Source organism: Granulicella pectinivorans (assembly GCF_900114625.1).
In the GTDB taxonomy this organism is placed as follows: Bacteria; Acidobacteriota; Terriglobia; order Terriglobales; family Acidobacteriaceae; genus Edaphobacter; species Edaphobacter pectinivorans.
In genome coordinates, this window is sequence record NZ_FOZL01000001.1 from 3,241,302 (window position 1) to 3,257,632 (window position 16,331).

12 protein-coding genes are annotated in these 16,331 nt (G+C 59.7%); 3 read left to right on the forward strand and 9 right to left on the reverse strand.

From position 1 onward, the window contains the following. Positions 1-133 precede the first annotated feature (133 nt). Both BM400_RS12860 and BM400_RS12865 read right to left on the reverse strand, forming a co-directional pair. The gene (locus BM400_RS12860) at positions 134-1,933 is read right to left on the reverse strand and encodes an ABC transporter permease (RefSeq protein ID WP_089839527.1); all 1,800 of its coding nucleotides are present in this window, start codon (positions 1,931-1,933) and stop codon (positions 134-136) included. After that, the gene (locus BM400_RS12865; protein ID WP_089839528.1) at positions 1,934-3,280 is read right to left on the reverse strand and encodes an ABC transporter ATP-binding protein; all 1,347 of its coding nucleotides are present in this window, start codon (positions 3,278-3,280) and stop codon (positions 1,934-1,936) included. Positions 3,281-3,491: 211 nt separating this feature from the next. Here BM400_RS12865 and BM400_RS12870 point away from each other — a divergent pair, with 211 nt between their 5' ends. After that, positions 3,492-3,875, forward strand: a complete 384-nt coding sequence (locus tag BM400_RS12870) for a response regulator (protein WP_089839529.1) — start codon at positions 3,492-3,494, stop codon at positions 3,873-3,875. 577 nt (positions 3,876-4,452) lie between these two features. On the opposite strand, the gene BM400_RS12875 is transcribed toward BM400_RS12870, so the two are convergent. From BM400_RS12875 to BM400_RS12895, 5 genes are all read right to left on the reverse strand, one after another. Beyond that, on the reverse strand, positions 4,453-5,070 hold the full coding sequence (locus BM400_RS12875) for an LbetaH domain-containing protein (protein WP_089839530.1): 618 nt from the start codon (positions 5,068-5,070) through the stop codon (positions 4,453-4,455). A gap of 3 nt (positions 5,071-5,073) precedes the next feature. Next, a complete protein-coding gene (locus tag BM400_RS12880) occupies positions 5,074-6,258 on the reverse strand; it encodes a glycosyltransferase (protein WP_089839531.1) in 1,185 nt (394 codons plus the stop codon). Between the two features lie 71 nt (positions 6,259-6,329). Further along, a complete protein-coding gene (locus tag BM400_RS12885; protein WP_089839532.1) occupies positions 6,330-7,565 on the reverse strand; it encodes a glycosyltransferase family 4 protein in 1,236 nt (411 codons plus the stop codon). Positions 7,566-7,607: 42 nt separating this feature from the next. Further along, the gene (locus BM400_RS12890; RefSeq protein WP_175529016.1) at positions 7,608-8,711 is read right to left on the reverse strand and encodes a polysaccharide biosynthesis/export family protein; all 1,104 of its coding nucleotides are present in this window, start codon (positions 8,709-8,711) and stop codon (positions 7,608-7,610) included. Between the two features lie 8 nt (positions 8,712-8,719). Then, a complete protein-coding gene (locus tag BM400_RS12895; protein ID WP_089839534.1) occupies positions 8,720-10,981 on the reverse strand; it encodes a GumC family protein in 2,262 nt (753 codons plus the stop codon). Between the two features lie 162 nt (positions 10,982-11,143). Here BM400_RS12895 and BM400_RS12900 point away from each other — a divergent pair, with 162 nt between their 5' ends. After that, positions 11,144-12,538, forward strand: coding sequence for a UDP-glucose dehydrogenase family protein (locus BM400_RS12900; protein WP_089839535.1), 1,395 nt, complete (start codon positions 11,144-11,146; stop codon positions 12,536-12,538). Between the two features lie 71 nt (positions 12,539-12,609). Further along, complete coding sequence (locus BM400_RS12905) at positions 12,610-13,554, forward strand: UDP-glucuronic acid decarboxylase family protein (RefSeq protein ID WP_089839536.1); 945 nt, start codon at positions 12,610-12,612, stop codon at positions 13,552-13,554. A gap of 65 nt (positions 13,555-13,619) precedes the next feature. Here the strand turns inward: BM400_RS12905 and BM400_RS12910 are convergent, their stop codons facing one another. Beyond that, a complete protein-coding gene (locus BM400_RS12910; protein WP_245781860.1) occupies positions 13,620-15,572 on the reverse strand; it encodes a capsule assembly Wzi family protein in 1,953 nt (650 codons plus the stop codon). A gap of 72 nt (positions 15,573-15,644) precedes the next feature. Continuing rightward, on the reverse strand, positions 15,645-16,325 hold the full coding sequence (locus BM400_RS12915; RefSeq protein WP_175529017.1) for a thiamine pyrophosphate-dependent enzyme: 681 nt from the start codon (positions 16,323-16,325) through the stop codon (positions 15,645-15,647). Between the last annotated feature and the right edge of the window lie 6 nt (positions 16,326-16,331).

Here is a 16,331-nt window from a genome sequence, read left to right on the forward strand (position 1 = left end):
CGAAGGGGATCTGCTTTTGCCTTTGTCTTTGACATATCCCCCCGGACGCTAAAGCGAGCCCCAAAAAACGGAAGGGCCTGGCTTCAGCCAGGCCACAAAAACCACTCCCGAAGAGAATCGTTCCAGCTCCCGCCTACCCTTCCAGCTTGTACCGAGTCTCCCCCAGCCGATACAAAGGCCGCCATACCAGCCGATTGATCGTCACCACCATCAACGCCATTACCATCGTCGCCAGCAACAAGAGCTGAAACTGCCCCGCATCCGTAGCCGCGCTGATCTGCGCCCCCAGCCCTAGCGTCTGCAACGTCTGGTTCTTCAACCGGAAGTACTCCGCCACGATACTCGCGTTCCAGGCCCCACCCGAAGCCGTCACCATCCCCGTAATCAGATAGGGAAAGATCCCCGGCAGAATCACCGTCTTCCATCGCTGCACCCGCGTAAACCGGAACAGCGTAGCGACCTCACGCAGGTCCGAGGGAATCGCCATTGCCCCCGCGATCACGTTGAACAGAATGTACCACTGGGTCCCCAGCATCATCAGCGCAATCGACCCGATCCCCAGCCCGCCGCCCATCCGCACCAGGGCCAGCAGCAGAACCGGAAACAGCGCCGTAGCCGGAACCGAAGCCACCACCTGCGCCACCGGCTGCGCAATTCGCGCCAGCCGCGGGTTGAACCCAATCGCCACCCCCGCCGGAATCGTCCACGCCGCCGCCAGCAGCAGCGAAACATTCACCCGCAAAAACGTAGCGCCCGCACCCTCGAAGATCAGTAACGCCTGCCCACCCTCGACCGTCCGCAGCAGCATCAGGGCCCGCCATGCCGAGTAAAGCACCGCCGACCCCACCACCAGCACCGCTACCGACCGCACCAGCGTGAACTCAGTCCGCAGCGTCCTCTCCTTCTCCTCCGGAACAACGCCCTCTGACAGCCCCTTGGCAAACCTCTCCTTGCGCCGCTCCGCCAGCCGCTTGTAAACCGCCTCATTCAGCGGTCCAAACACATGCTCCGAAATCCCCTTCACCGCCGCCGAGTGCTGCAGCAGCATCAGCAGCGGAGACTTCACCCGCGCCTTGCCCTCCACCTGCTCGAACTTGAACTTGTCGCACCACGCGATCACCGGCCGCCACACAAGCTGGTCCGTCGCAATGATGATCGCGATCATCACCGCCAGTCCCCACGCAATCGCCACCCCATTCCCGGTCCCCGCCGCCGTCTGCAGAAACGACCCCAGCCCCGGCAGCCGAAAGTCCCTCGGCCCCAGCACGAACATCTCGCATGCCATCAAAAAGAACCACCCGCCCGCCACCGACACCATCGAGTTCCAAACCAGCCCGATCGCCGCATACGGCAGCTCCAACTGAACCAGCTTCTGCCACCGCGAAAACCGGTACACATTTGCCGCCTCGCTCAGTTCCCGCGGAATGCTCTTGATCGACGAGTAGAAGCTGAACGCCATATTCCAAACCTGCCCCGTAAAGATCAGCAGGATCGCCCCCATCTCCACGCCAATCTGCCGGTGCGGAAACAGCGCCACCATCGCCAGCATCACGCCTGGCAAAAAGCTCAGTACCGGAATCGACTGCAGAATATCCAGCGCCGCCAGCATCAGCGCCTCCACCCGCCGGTTATACGCCGCGATATACCCATATCCGATCGCGAACACCAGGCTCAGCACATACGCCAGCCCAATCCGCACAATCGAATAAAACGCATACAGCGGCAGTGCCCGCGGACTCTGCGAGATCGTAATCTCCGGCTGCGCCCCCCCAAACCAGTACGTCGCAATCTTCACCACGCCGTAAAAACACGCGAGCCCCATCCCCGCGACGCACAAATCCAGAAAGAACGGCCAGCTCCGCCTGAGCACCTGTGCCCGCGCCAGCGTCTCCCGTCCACGTCCATAGCTGAAGTTTCCCGGCAGATGAATCACTTACTCCGCCTCCTGGAACGCTTCGTCTTCTTCGGCCCGCATCTTCGCCGACCGGATAAAACGCCGCCGCGAAGCATCGAAGTCGAACAGCTCCGCATACCGTCCCCAGTTGATGGCCGTCTCCAACTGCCGAATCGTCTCTTCCTCGCTGAACTGCTCATCCAGCATGTCGTGGAAGAACTCCTCCGAAACCGTCCGATCGCTCTTCGCCTCGATCGCTCTCACAATCTGCCGCAACAGCAGCACATGCTCCACCGCAGCCGTCCGGAAAAGCTCCTTCTGCCGCAGAATCTCGCTGTTCGCATACTCCGCGCCCGTCGCCGTAATTGCCGCGTCGCCTTCGGTCACCGTCAGGAACCCCAGCAACTGCGCCGCATCCACAATCGGCAGCAGGTCGTCGATCTCGAACGCTAGGTCATCTGCCAGCCGGTAGATATCGTCCTTGCCATTGTGGTCCAGCAGCAGCTCCAGAAGCCCTGCAATGCCTCCAGGACGCGCATGCGGCAGCATCTGGTAGTGCGGCGTCCTCGAACCGCTGGCGGCCTTGCCCGAGGGCGTGGTGGGCAGGGCAGGGGGCTTCGCGTCCGGCTGCGTCAGCACCTTGTAGATGTAATCGACCAACTGCGTGAACGCCGCCGTCTTCCTGTCCCGCGGATGCGACAGCGTCACCTTGAAGTCCGTCCGGATATGTCCAGGATTCCTCCCCAGCACGATAATCCGGTCCGCCAGCAGCACGGCCTCTTCAATGTTGTGCGTCACGATGAAGATCGACTGCGTCGGAATGGTCTTCTTCTGCCAAAGCTCCAGCAACTCGCTCCTCAGGTTCTCCGCCGTCAGCACATCCAGCGCCGAGAACGGCTCGTCCATGAACAGCACCTCGGGCTCCACCACCAGCGCACGCGCAAACCCGACCCTCTGCCGCATCCCACCCGACAGCTCCTTCGGATACGCCGCCTGGAACCCGTCCAGACCCACCGTATCCAGAATCTTCATGCTCCTCTTGCGCCGCTCGCCGGCCTCCATCCCCCGCGCCTTCAGCGGAGCCTCCACATTCTCCAGCACCGTCAGCCACGGAAATAGCGCAAAACTCTGGAACACGATCGAGACATTCACCTCGGCCGTCGCAATCGGCTTCTCGTGCCAATACACTTCACCCGCCGACGGAACCGACAAACCCGTCAGCATCCGCATCAGCGTCGACTTCCCCGAGCCCGAAGGTCCCAAAAGCGCAACAATCTCACCTGCTTCAATCGCAAGGTCCGTCGGCGAAATAACCTGAATCCGGTTCTCGCTCGGCTGCGCATAATACTTCTCGACGCGCTCGGCGCGTATGATCTGGGACGGCATCACGTTCTCATTCCAAAAGAGATAAAAGCAGTGCCGGAGGCGAATTTTTATCCACCGCCTGACTACGGCTATGCGGTCAGCGTATCATTACTGAGCGGGTGTCTGATGAACGTCGAGTAACGCCAGAAGTTGCAGTAAAAGGCAGCGCCTCCGCCGAGACAACAACGACAACCGAAACAGCATCGTACACAGTAATTGGGGACCTAATAGCATGTCAGAAATCGCAGCCACCGCACCGTCCAAGCCACGCGTACTCGTCGCCGACGATGAACAGGTGATCGCCAACACTCTCGCCATCATTCTCAACCAGGCCGGCTTCGAAGCCCGCGCCGTCTACAGTGGCGAGAAGGCCATCGAGTGCCTCGACAGCTTCCAGCCCAACATGCTCATCTCCGACGTCATCATGACCGGAATGACCGGCATCGAGGCCGCCATCGCGACCCGCGCCAAGATGCCCAACTGCAAGATTCTCCTCTTCTCCGGACAGGCCGCCACCGCGGATCTCCTCGAGAAGGCCCGCGCCCTGGGCCACGAGTTCGAGATTCTCGCCAAACCCGTGCACCCCACCGACCTGTTGGCCAAGCTCCGCTCCTAAACCCGCAAGTAGCCACATCGCCAATAGGATCCTCATCACCGAGGGTCCTTTTGTCGTTGTCGTTGCCGTTGCTGTTGCTGTTGCCTCCGCCCTTGCCGTTGCCCTTTTGCTTGTCATCCCCGAAGGGGATTTGCTTCTTTCTTCCTTTGTCTTGTTTTTCGCTCTTGCTTCTGAGAGATCCACCTTCGCAAAACCGAAACCGATTTCCCCCACTCAACGGGCCACAATATCCATACAAAACACCACGTTTTACCATCCCGAAAATCGCAGGTAAAACCCAGAGAAACCCGAAGAAAACCCTACAAAAACCCGAAAAAGCCCCACAAAGTCCCACAAAACCAAAAGTTGATTCTTTTCAATCGCTTAGAGGTGTGTCTAAAGTCAGAAAAAGTGTGGTGAGATCGACACATATTACTAATAAGTAAACACTATTGGTCAGACCAAAAAATAAGCATCAGGGGAAGTGGTCGTTCCTGCAGCCCCGAAACGAACCCATCCCAGCCATGCCCGACTCAAAGGATCGAGAGCCACAACGAAGATCAGGCCGTTGCCGGTTCTGATCCGTCCGTGATCCTTGTCATCTTAGGTCTTGAGACCCCGCCTGGAGACCGTTTTGTTTCCGCCCCTTGATCCTCACAGCCGGTGCTCCCGCGTAGATCGTCCAGGGCTCCATCTTCTGGGTAGCCACCGACCCCAGTCCGAGCACGGCGCCCTCGCCCATCGACACGCCCGGCGCGACAGAGGCCTTCGCGCACACCCACGCATACGCCCCGAACTCCATCTCATACGCCATCAGCGGAAACGCCGGATCGTCGTAATCATGCGTCGCTCCGCACAGATAACCGTCCTGCGAGAGGATGAAGTGCGATCCAAACCGCATCGATGCAGCGTTATAGATCTCTGCCCCGTCGCCCGCCGTCACCTGGTCGGCGCAGATCAGATTCCACGGAGCCCACACCTTCGACTTCGGGTAGAAGTGGCAGTTCGGCCCCATCTGCGCGCCAAACAGACGCAGCAGCATCGCACGCCAGGCATGAAAGGGGCGCGGCGAGGTCCGGTACAACAAGGCATGGACGACGTTCCAGACCAGCCTCTTGACCCGTTCCTTCGAGTTGAACGCCGGACGCAGATACGGATCTTCCGCCGTATCCGCCGAGATGTGATCCGCTGCGTTGTAGGCCACCTGTCTCGCCACGATCTACCTCGCTCCCTGGAGAGTCTTCTCTTCGGGGTTTTCCTTCGAAAACTGCTCAAACAGCCGGATAATCGTCTTGGCATTCTCGCGCATGTCGTACCGTGTCTTGAAGCTCACGAGGGCCTGTTTGCTCATCGCGGCCCGCTTCTCGGGCGTGGTCTCCAGCCAGCGTTGCAGCAGCGCCTCGGTGCCGGCCAGAGTATCGGACTCCATATAGCCCGCCCCGTCCGACTGGATCTCCGGAGCGATATTCACCTTATCCGCCAGCAGCGCCGGCTTGCCGCAGGCCAACGCTTCCGCGACGGCAATGCCGAAGTTCTCCTGGTGCGACGGCAGGATGAACGCCTCGCATCCATAGAAAGCACCCCACTTGTCGTCTCCGCGGATCAGACCCGGCCAAAGCACCCGGTCGGTCAAACCTGCTGCAATCAAAGGCCTCTTCAACTCATCCGCCCACCCCTGCTGGTCCGGACCCGCCATCACCAGGGAAAGATCCGGGTCCTTCGCGGCGAACTTCACGAAGGCATCGATCAAAAGATCGCATCCCTTCTTCCGGTGGATCCGTCCCAGATACAACAGATAGCGCTTGCCCCGCACCGCGGGACACTTGGTAAAGAACGCTTCCTTCATCCCTTCGGGATCACCCAGAGGCGACTGCGCTCCGTACGGAACCACATGCGGCCTCCAGCGGTGCAGCCAGAAGCTCTTCTCCGCAAGCTCCTTCTCAGCCTGGCACGTAAACAGCACGCGATAGGCGCCGCGCAGCACCCAATACTCCGCGGGCAGCCAGTAGAACCACTTCTTCAGGTGCTTGATCGGGAACGCGTGTTTGAAATACGGGTCCAGCATGCCATGCGTAAACACAACATACGGCTTATGCCCGCGGATCGCCCGCCACGCCGACAGCCCGCAATACTGCCAGAGACCATTGACGACGATTCCGTCAAAACGGTCGCGGTTCGCACGCAGCCACGGCACCAGCTTCGCGTTGTATCCGTAGGTCGAGGTCTGCGGGCCCAGCGCATGAACCGGGTACTTCAGGTCCTTCAGATAGGGTGCATCGGGGCTATCGAGCGTCACAACCTCGCCCGTGTACCCGATCGGGCCAAAGCTCAGCAGAATGCGCACGGACTCGGTCGGTCCGCCCGATTCTGGGTTCAACGTGCTGATAATGTGCAAAATCCGCATAAAGACTCAGGCTGGCTCCACCAGCAACTTCCTCAATCTAAACATGATAAGGCGCATTGAAAAAACGCCCGTTACGCAACGAACCTGCCGGTCGCCTGCGCAATCGCGCTCCGCAGACCCTGAACATCCTGCTCAAAACTCCATCCTACGATGCGCGTCAGCGCATTCCTGCCCATTCTTGCCGCGCTTTCTTCGTTCTGGAGAACTTTTCGCAAGGCAAGCGCTAACGCAGGGATGTCGCCCGCCGGAAAGACGCAACCTTCCACCCCATCCGTAATCAGGTCCGGCTGGCAACCGACCTCGTCCGAAACAATGCAGGGCCGCCCCGCGTTCATGGCCTCATTCACAATCAGACCCCACGGCTCATGCCGGGAAGGGAGCACGAACACCGTCGAAAGCTCGAAATAACGGGGCAGTTCGGACTGGTTCTTGAATCCACAGAAACGAATTGAATCGCTGAGCCCCGTCTGCTCCGCTTGCGATTCGAGCGCCCTACGCAACTCCCCATCCCCCACAATCACCAGGTAAGGGTGCGGCTCGATTCCAGGAGCAGGGGACAACATTGCATAGGCCGCCACCAGGTCTTCGCAACGTTTTCTCTCCGTCAGCTTCGAGGCGAACAGGATTACCGGCCGCGCCGGATCAAGCCCGAGCTCTGCCTGCAGAGCGCTCCGTCCCGCAGCCGCGGCCGTGCTCCGGTCCTGGAAGTACTGGTTGTCGACGGCATACGGCATCCTCGCCATGGGCATATCGTCCCCGAGATAGCGCCGCCAATACTGCTCGTTCAGCGTGCCGATCGGCAACACAACGTCCACCATCTCGCGAAGGATGCCGAAAAACACCCGCTTGGCAGCCAGTTTCAGCCCCGACCGCTGCCGGTCCCGAAGCCAGGACTCCGCGCGCACCAGCACCGGAATTCCCAGTGCCTTCGCGGCCACCATCGCCACCAGCGAGTTTGCCGTAGCGTACCCGTGAACCCAGAGAAGGTCGAATCCCGGTTCGCCATTCCGCCCCTGCAGCCGGCGAAACAGCCCACGGCTCAACGGGCTCATCACACTCCAGGTCCCGTTGTCATACAGCGCGGGCAGAAACTCGTACCGGTACCCATCGAGCAAGGGGACGTCCCACGTCACGTCCACCCCGAACCCTTCATCCTGGAACTTCCTCACCGAGTAGTCGGATCCGTAAAAGACCGTCAACTCGATACCCGGTTCCTGCGCGATCCGGCGCAGCAGCGGGGCCTGGTACTGGATCGGAATACTGACCAGATAAGCCAGCCGGACAGCCTTCGGACTCGTCGCTTCCATGACCCTCACTCAATGCGCAAGACGTAGACCCAAGCGAAAGACCTAGTTGCGGGTCGCAACAATGACGGCAAGGTTCGCAAGCGTCAGCAGAAGGTTCAACCCACCCGATGAGATCGCAGTCTTAACCGTTGAGGATGGGAGGAAAACGATATCGCCAGCCTGCATGATCGGATCCGGAGCCTTCCCGTGCAGAACCTTGTCGATGTCGACTTTGACCTCAGTACGTTCGGTACCAACCGTCCGGATGATGCGCATGTCGGAGTACTTGGCCGCGTAGAGCGGCCCTCCGGTCAGTGCCGCAACCTCAAGCAGGGTGGTCCGGCCAGGCTGCATGGGAACCAAGCCGGTGGTTTTGAAGGCGCCTACGGCATACACCACACCGAGCCGCTGAATGAAAATGGTGTCATGCGCCATCACCGGCACATCGGCCTTCGCCAGATCCTTCGCGTTTGTCCCCAGGTCGACAAGAATTGGTTCGGCCACTCCCGGACGAATGATCGACACGATGGAGCTCGCCGTCGCCGGCAACCCCCCCGCCGCCGCCAGAACCTCACCCAAAGTATGCAACCGCCGGATCGACACTGGACCGTGCAACTCGCCGGCCAGCGTGACCGAAGACTGCGTCGTGTCGAATTCGCCGAGGGTCAGAGAAATGTGTGGATCGCGGTACATGCCCGCGGATTTCAGACGCTCTTCAATCGTATGCTGAGCTGTTTCGACGGTGAGCCCACCCAGAAGAACGCTCCCGATCAAGGGAAGCCGCGCGGTGCCGTCACTGCTCAATCGCAGAGTCGTAGTGAAGTCAGGCGATTCGAAGAGACGGACATTGATCAGGTCTTCAGGACCCAGCGTGTAGGTCTTGATATCGGGATAGAAGACACTCATGCCTCCTGTCCCCTGATCAGCCGATGACTGAATCGTGCTGGGAAGAGCGGTCGCCTGTCCAGCCGACACCATGGGGGCGCTTTGAATATAGGGATTGGGCGCCGACATGACTCCCTGGCCGGAGCCCTGGCTCGACCCCTGACCAGGACCTTGCCCCGAAGAGGACGACTGGCCTCCCTGCGCCCAAGCCGCGGCGAAGGTGCACGAAATCATACCGGCGAGCAGAATTGCCCTGGCTGCCGCCATCGCGTTCTTCTCCATGCTCGTTCTCATTGTCCGTTCTTCCCTTCGACCGGGTTCTCGCCGGCCCGTTTCTGAGACTCCCAGCTATCGGAATCGATGCTTGTATACGAGTACCCGGAGTAACCGTAGTAGCCGTAATACTCGGGCGAATTGAGGTCGACCGCGTTCAGCACCAGACCGGTAATCGGTGCGCCGGAACGGATGAGAAGATCGCGAGCGCGACGAACGATCTGCTTGCTCGACTTACCATGCCGGACGACAAGGACAACAGCATCGGCCTGACGTGCCAGAATGACGCCATCTGTCACGGACAGGATGGGTGGCGAGTCGATCACAACGTGGGTGTAGAGCGTTGCGCAGCGTTCCAGCAGGGAAGTCATCGCCGCGGAGCTTAGCATCTCGGTCGGGAAGGGAGGGACCGGGCCGCTGGCCATGATATCGAGGTTCGGAACCTCGGGCACGCGTTGCAGAGATTCTTCCAGGCCCGTGGTACCTGTCAGCAGGGTGGACAAGCCAACCTTGCCAGATAGACCGAAGCGATGGTGAACGTTTGGACGACGAAGATCGGCGTCGATCAGCAGCACGCGCGTATCGCGCTGTGCCAGAATGCAGGCCAGATTGCAGGCGGTCGTCGTTTTGCCTTCAGAAGGCGTCGCGGAGGTAAACAGAACAAACTTAGGAGGATGGCCCGTGGACGAAAGCAGCAGAGAGGTGCGCAGCGCACGGAATGATTCGGAGAACTGCGACTTTGGCTGAGTCAGCACGTTGATATTTCGCTGGGCGGTGGTCAGGCTGCCAACCTGTTCCGCTGCCGTCCGACGTGCCTTCGGGATGATTGCGAGTGAAGGAAGCTCGATAACGCTTTCGATCTCGGCGATGCTGCGTAACCCTGTGTCCAGGCTCTCGAGGGTGAAAGCGAGAATGATGCCCACGAGAAGGGCGAAGATACATGCGGTCAAAACGACGGAAGAATACGGTTGAAGGCGGGGGCTGGCAGGAATCATCGCAAGATCGACGACGTCGATCTCGGTGGACTCCAGTCCGGCCTGGACGCTGGCTGTCCGCAGCCGACTCACCAGTCCGTCATACAACGTGCGGGTTGTTTCGTATTCGCGAGCCTTCAGGGTGTATTCCACCAGGTCGTCGCGCAACTTGTAGGCGTCAGTCTTCTGTTGTTCCAGAGCTGCGCTCGTCTGTTGTTCGTTGGCCTTGGTCGCGAGATACGCCTCACGTGTCTGGATGAGAAGTCGCTTTTGCTCTGCGGCAAGCTGTGCGTCCAGCTCTTTAATCTCGTTGGAGAGCTCCAAAGCCTTTGGATTGTTGGGACCGAGCGTGGTCATCAGTTGCGCATAGTTCGCTTTTGCCAACGCAATCTGGCTGCGCAACTGGGCGAACTGGACAGGCATTGTGCCGGGATTCATGTCGATCGTCCCGTCGATCGTTCCTGGATCCATGCCGCTCAGCATCCTGTATCTCGACTCAGCGAGGATACGCGCAATGTGGGCCGCGCCGGATGCCTTCGAAAGATCCTCAAGTGTGGAAGTCGTCTGGTTATCCTTGGGGTCAAATCCCAGAGTGCCAAGACGCTTCTGCAGATCCATCATCTGCTCCTGAGACGTTTCGACTTCCTGCTTCAAGCCATCCAATTGATTCTGTAGCCATGCAGACACTCGCTGTTGGGACTGAAACCTCGTCTCAAAGCTCCTCTGGATGTAGTCCGAGACCACCTTGTTCGCGATGTCCGCCGAAAGCTTGGCGTTCAGACTGGTGTAGCTGATGGCGATGATTTCAGTTTTGGGGATCAGGCTGACCTTCAAGTGGCCGTTCAACCTGCGGATCGTACCCGCCTGGACAGCCGGGCTGTCCAAGGACGCGTGCGGTGCCTTGCCCTTGATCTCCAGAAAATCCGAATTATTGGGAAGATTCAGCTCACGAGCGACGGTCAGCAGAAGCGTATCGCTCTGCATGATCGCGATCTCGGTGTTCATCTTTGTCTGCGTGTCCTGACCCATGCCAGGTACCGCGCTCACACGATATTCATTGGACGCGCCACTTCGAACCTGAATGCGCGAGTGTGACTCGTAGAGGCGTGGCTGCGTAATCGCGTCGTAGGACCCGTATACCATTCCGAGAAGCACGCATGCGACGAGAACCCATTTGCGCTTGCGCAGCGTCATCAAGGCATCGGACAGAGTTGTCTCGGTTGCGGCAGTGGCAGCGGCGAATCCCCCGCCCGGTGTATGAGGGACACCTGTTGGGGAGGTGGTTTCTGTCGTCTGTCGGTCCATTTGTCATAGTCTACCCTGCGCGAGCCAATCGCAGGAAGTCACCTCAAACCGCGGCGTCATTTTCGCCGCGATTATGGAAAATACTTTAGACTCAATCAAAGCGCCCATAACGAAAGCCTCTCAAACAACGAAAGCCTAAAAGGATAGAGCGTTCAATCACCCATGCCAAAGAATATTCAAATCGCCGTAGTGGGATCAGGATACGTCGGTCTCGTCGCTGCTGTCTGTTTCGCTGAGATGGGTCACGATGTGATTTGCGTCGACAATGACGAGCGGAAGGTCAAGGCCCTTCAGGGTGGCGACACCCTTATCCATGAGAACTACCTCCCCGAACTTCTCCAGCGATACAGGAATACCAAAGTTCGCTTTATGTCGGACCTCGCCGAGGCCACACGGGAGTGCGAGGCTATCTTCATTGCCGTCGGAACACCTCAATCGGAGACCGGCGACGCCGATCTTTCCTACGTCGAGGCGGTTGCATGCGAGATTGCCCGCTCCATCACCAGTTATAAGGTGATCGTGGAAAAGAGCACCGTTCCCGTCTATACCAACGAGTGGATCCGTCGCGCCATTGAGCGCAACGGTGTCGCCCGCGATCTCTTCGACGTGGTTTCGAACCCCGAGTTTCTCCGCGAAGGAACGGCTGTCGCCGACTTCCTGCATCCGGATCGCATCGTGGTCGGTGCCGACTCTGAGCGTGCCGCTGCCGTCCTTGGCGGGATCTACGCCCCTCTGACGGAAGGCACGTACTACCAGCGTGCGGACGCAATCCCCGGTTCCTGCGGCCCCACCGCGAAACCACCTCTGCTCAACACGTCCACCAAGAGCGCCGAGATCATCAAGCACGCCTCGAACGCCTTCCTTGCCGTCAAGATCTCATTCATCAACGCAGTCGCCAATCTCTGCGAAGCAACCGACGCCAACGTGGAGCAGGTTGCCATCGGCATGGGGATGGATGCTCGTATCGGACCTAAGTTCCTCCGTCCCGGGATCGGGTACGGCGGATCCTGCTTCCCCAAGGACGTCGCCGCCTTCCGCTCCGTGGCGGAGCAGCTTGGTCTCGACTTCTCCATGCTCTCCGAAGTCGAAAAGATCAACGAGAACCAAAAGAAGCGCTTCCTCAGCAAGGTCCGCACCGCCCTCTGGACGTTGCGCGGCAAGAAACTCGGCGTTCTCGGGCTCGCATTCAAGGGTGAAACCGATGATATCCGCGAGTCTCCGGCCATCGACCTCGTCGAGATGTTCCTCGCCGAGGGTTGCTCCATCAAGGCGTTCGATCCCGCCGCGATGGAGAGGACCGCGGAGCGCCTGCCCGCCGGTCCGAAGCTGAGCTATGTCGAGTCTGCCTACGCTGCTGCGGATGATGCCGACGCTCTCCTCATCCTCACCGACTGGGCGGAATTTGCCACGCTCGACCTCAAGCGCCTCAACACCACCCTTCGTTACCCCATCGTGATCGACGGACGCAACTTGTACGATCCCCACGTCATGCTGGAAAATGGTCTGACCTATATCAGCGTCGGTCGTCCTTCGGCGATTCCTCCACGCGAGCACTAGCCCTCTTCCTGCCTGTCCGGCTCGTCACCCGCCGGACAGGCCCCTACCCCCTTAGCCGCCAAGGAAAAAAATTGAGCTCGCAAACGATTCTCGTCACCGGAGCTGCCGGCTTTCTCGGCTCGCATCTCTGCGATCATCTGCTGAATGAGGGCCACAGCGTTATCGGCGTCGATAACCTCTGCACCGGAAGCCTTGCGAACCTGGCACATTTAGCCGAGGAGCCGCGCTTCCGTTTCACCGAGCTCGATATCTGCCAGCCCTTTGATGTGGGACCAGTTGATTATGTCTTCAACTTCGCCAGCCCGGCCAGCCCCGAGGACTACCACCGCATCGGCATCGAGACCCTGCTGGTCGGCTCAGTCGGTACGGTAAATACTCTTGATATTGCGAAGAAGTACTCCGCTGGGTATCTCCATGCTTCAACGTCGGAGTGCTACGGCGATCCCGAGGTGCATCCTCAGGTGGAGACCTACTGGGGCAATGTGAATCCAGTAGGCCCGCGCTCCGTGTACGACGAGGCCAAGCGCTTCTCGGAGGCCGTCGTCACGGCGTATAACCGCTATCATGGCGTGAACACTCACCTCGTTCGCATCTTCAATACCTATGGGCCTCGTTTGCAGGCCAACGATGGTCGGGTCATCTCGAATCTCATGATGCAGGCGCTGCAGAACCTTCCGTTGACCATCTACGGTGACGGCTCGCAGACCCGCAGCTTCTGCTTCTGCACCGATCTCATTGAGGGCATCGTTCTGCTTTCGCGGTCTGATGAACATACTCCGGTCAACATCGGCAATCCCATTGAGTGGACGATTCTTGAGTGCGCCCAGGAGATTCTCGCCGTCACCGGATCGAGCTCCGAGATCATCTTCAAGCCTCTTCCGCAGGATGATCCCACACGCCGCCGGCCAGACATCACCAAGGCCCAAAACCTCCTTGGCTGGGAGCCGAAGATCAAGTTGCGCGAAGGCCTCGAGCGTTCGCTCGCTCATTTCAAGGCGTGCATTGACGCGCAATAACCGCATCGCTAATGCGTGAAGAGGCCGCCCCGATCGGGGCGGCCTCTTCGTTGGTTTCTCGTGATCTAGCGGTCGTTCGTGTGCAGTCTCGGATAGTAGCTGAATTGCACCGCTGCCGTTGTATCGCTCTGTTTGCCGGGCATGTAGATTGGCGCCTCCCACTTCTCGTACTGCACCCAGGCATTCAGCTCGTACTTCCGGGCAAAGCGCTTTACGGCAGTGATCTTCACCTGGTCCTGGGTCGTTCCCTGGTAGATAAAGTCCTTCGCGTTTTTCTTCCTTAGATACTGCAGCTCGACGTACTCGTTCGGGGCGAGATGATACGTGAACCATGCCTGACCGCCTTTGGCCTCGCGCCCAATCCAGTCGCCCATAATGTATCCCTTGTTCGTGTAGCCCTGCTTCTGGATTGTCTCGAAGTAGGCGAACTGTCCTCCCTGGCTGCGGCTGACGCGAGGATCGGTCAGCACGCCTTCCGCCCGGATATCCAGCCTGCGAAGACCGGGGATCTGCGAGAGGTAGAGTCCCGTTCGAATGTCGGCGCGGCGCGGTGCGCTGATCGGCGTTACGTCATCATGCGACATCGAGTCGACGTAGAAGGTCGCATACTTCCGCACAAACGGCAGACGGTACGATGCGGTGAACGTGGTGAACCGGGCTCCGGGGTCGTCGCGCGAGTATTTCTCCTCGGCGGTGGTATCTGCGAAGTCGAAGAAGCTCTTGAAGAACTTTGAGACGGTTACCGGGGAGTGACCCGCACCGCCGAAGATGATGGTTCTCTGAAAGCCAAACTGGAAGTTGACCGTTGGGCTGAAGGAGAACTGCTCCGAGTGGACGTATGGGCTATTCGGGGCGGTGTGTCCCTTCAGACTCCCGTAAAAGAAGTCGTACCGCACTGGACCGAGGACACGCGAGAGAAGGGGAATCCGCAGTGGCTCGACTCGATTGATGCGGAAGGAGTAGATATTCTCCGCGTTGTTTGTCCATGCGAAAGCGGCTCCGTGGGCGGGCCCGAGCCACGCGTCCGACTTGCCGATCGAGAACTCATGAGACAGCAGGTGAAACGACAGGGCAGCCTCGACGATGCGGAATGGATTGGCCGCCGCGATGGTGCCGGCGGGAATAGTCGCGTTTGCCCGGCCCGGGACGGGCGTTGGCATCTGGTCGATGTAGTTCAGCGTATCGACCAGCGGCTGTTGATAGCCGTTTGCCGACGAGGGCGCATGCTGATACTCCGCGCGGGCATAGAACGAGAAACGACCCAGCTCCGCCAGGTAGCTTGCTCCGGCGATGTTGTTGAAGCCTGGTTCATACGGGCGCCCGTAGTCGTTGGAGATCGTCTGACCAAGGTGGTAGCTGTCGCGCAGCGTCTGGCCGTTGATGTACATGGCCCTGTCGTACACCTGGTGCACGCCGAAGACGAGGCCGCGATCCGTGAGGTTGGCCGGTTTCTCCGCGCTCAGCTCAGCCAGCAACTGTGCGAGGATATCCTGCGCCTGCTCGTTGTCGCTCTGCATAATGCTCTCGCCCGAGTAGCGGAGCATATGCATGACGCTGCGGCGCGTATAGGGTCGCAGGCTCAGGTACATCGTGTCGATGAACCCCATGCCGTACAAACGCTCCAGCGCCGGATACACCCAGCTATCGAGCGGAATATACGCGGATCCGTTGGTGTCGCTCAGGTCTGGATCGCCCTTGGGCAGATACTCATCGGGAACTCCGTAGGGTACATACGCACTGAATGGCGTTGGCTCGACCGATGGCGTGAGGTTAGGTGGCGGCTGAGGTGGGGGAACCGTCTTGGCCGGAGGATCCTGCGGCATGGGGTCGTTTGGCTTCCCCTTTTGCATTTCGTAGCCGGGCAGGGAAGGAAGATCCGAAGCAGGTGTCGTCGACGGCACCGCAACCGACGGGGCCGGAGTCTTTGCCGGCTCCTGCGCGGGTGTCGTCTGCGCCAGCGCAGGGTAAAACCCGCACACGGCCAGCCCAGCCCATGTTAGAAAAAATCCCTTGCGCACTCAAACCTCGTTGGAAGGACTTAGCGAGCCCAGACCTAGTGTAACCTCTCGTTGCAAGGTGCTTTGCACTCGTTAGCCGATCCGTTGACCCAACAGTGCAACGAACTTCTTCTCCACCCCATCCACCCACGCCTTGTTCGCCACTTTGCGCGCCAGGAGGTACTCGGCCAGACCCGCAATCGCGTCGCTCGCATCCGGCAGCATGACTGTTTCGATCAGAGCGCATCCGCCATCGGCGCGTGCACGCCCCAGCGACTCCTGCGCCACACGGTAGAGCGCCTTGGCGTCCTGTCCATCGACGGGAATCCCAGGAACACCCGCCAAACGAGCCTCTTTGCACAGGTCGGCATCCGTCTCCACACCCTTCCAGCGGGGCAGCACCACGATGATGATGGGCAACTCGGCCGCAACGCGGAGAGCCTCATCCCAGCCCCTGCCGCCAGCCTCATGGCGTTCGACAAACACCATGACCACGCGGCCCTTCTTCAGCCCAAGTGCCGCGCCAATCCCGGCATAAAGCCTCTCGACGCCTCCGGCGATCGCAACGACGGAAACGCCTCGCATGCCTTCAAGAACGCCGTCTTCCCGGCATCCCAGAGCGACGTCGCCGTCCTCGAGCCCTACCACGGTGCTGGCCCAGCAGGCAACGTCCGCCAACGCCGCCCTCTGCCCGCGCCCCGCTTTCATGCGCCCCAGCAACACACGAGCCTTCACCATGAAGGTGAACATCGTGCGCAACGATTTGTGACTCATCAGGGG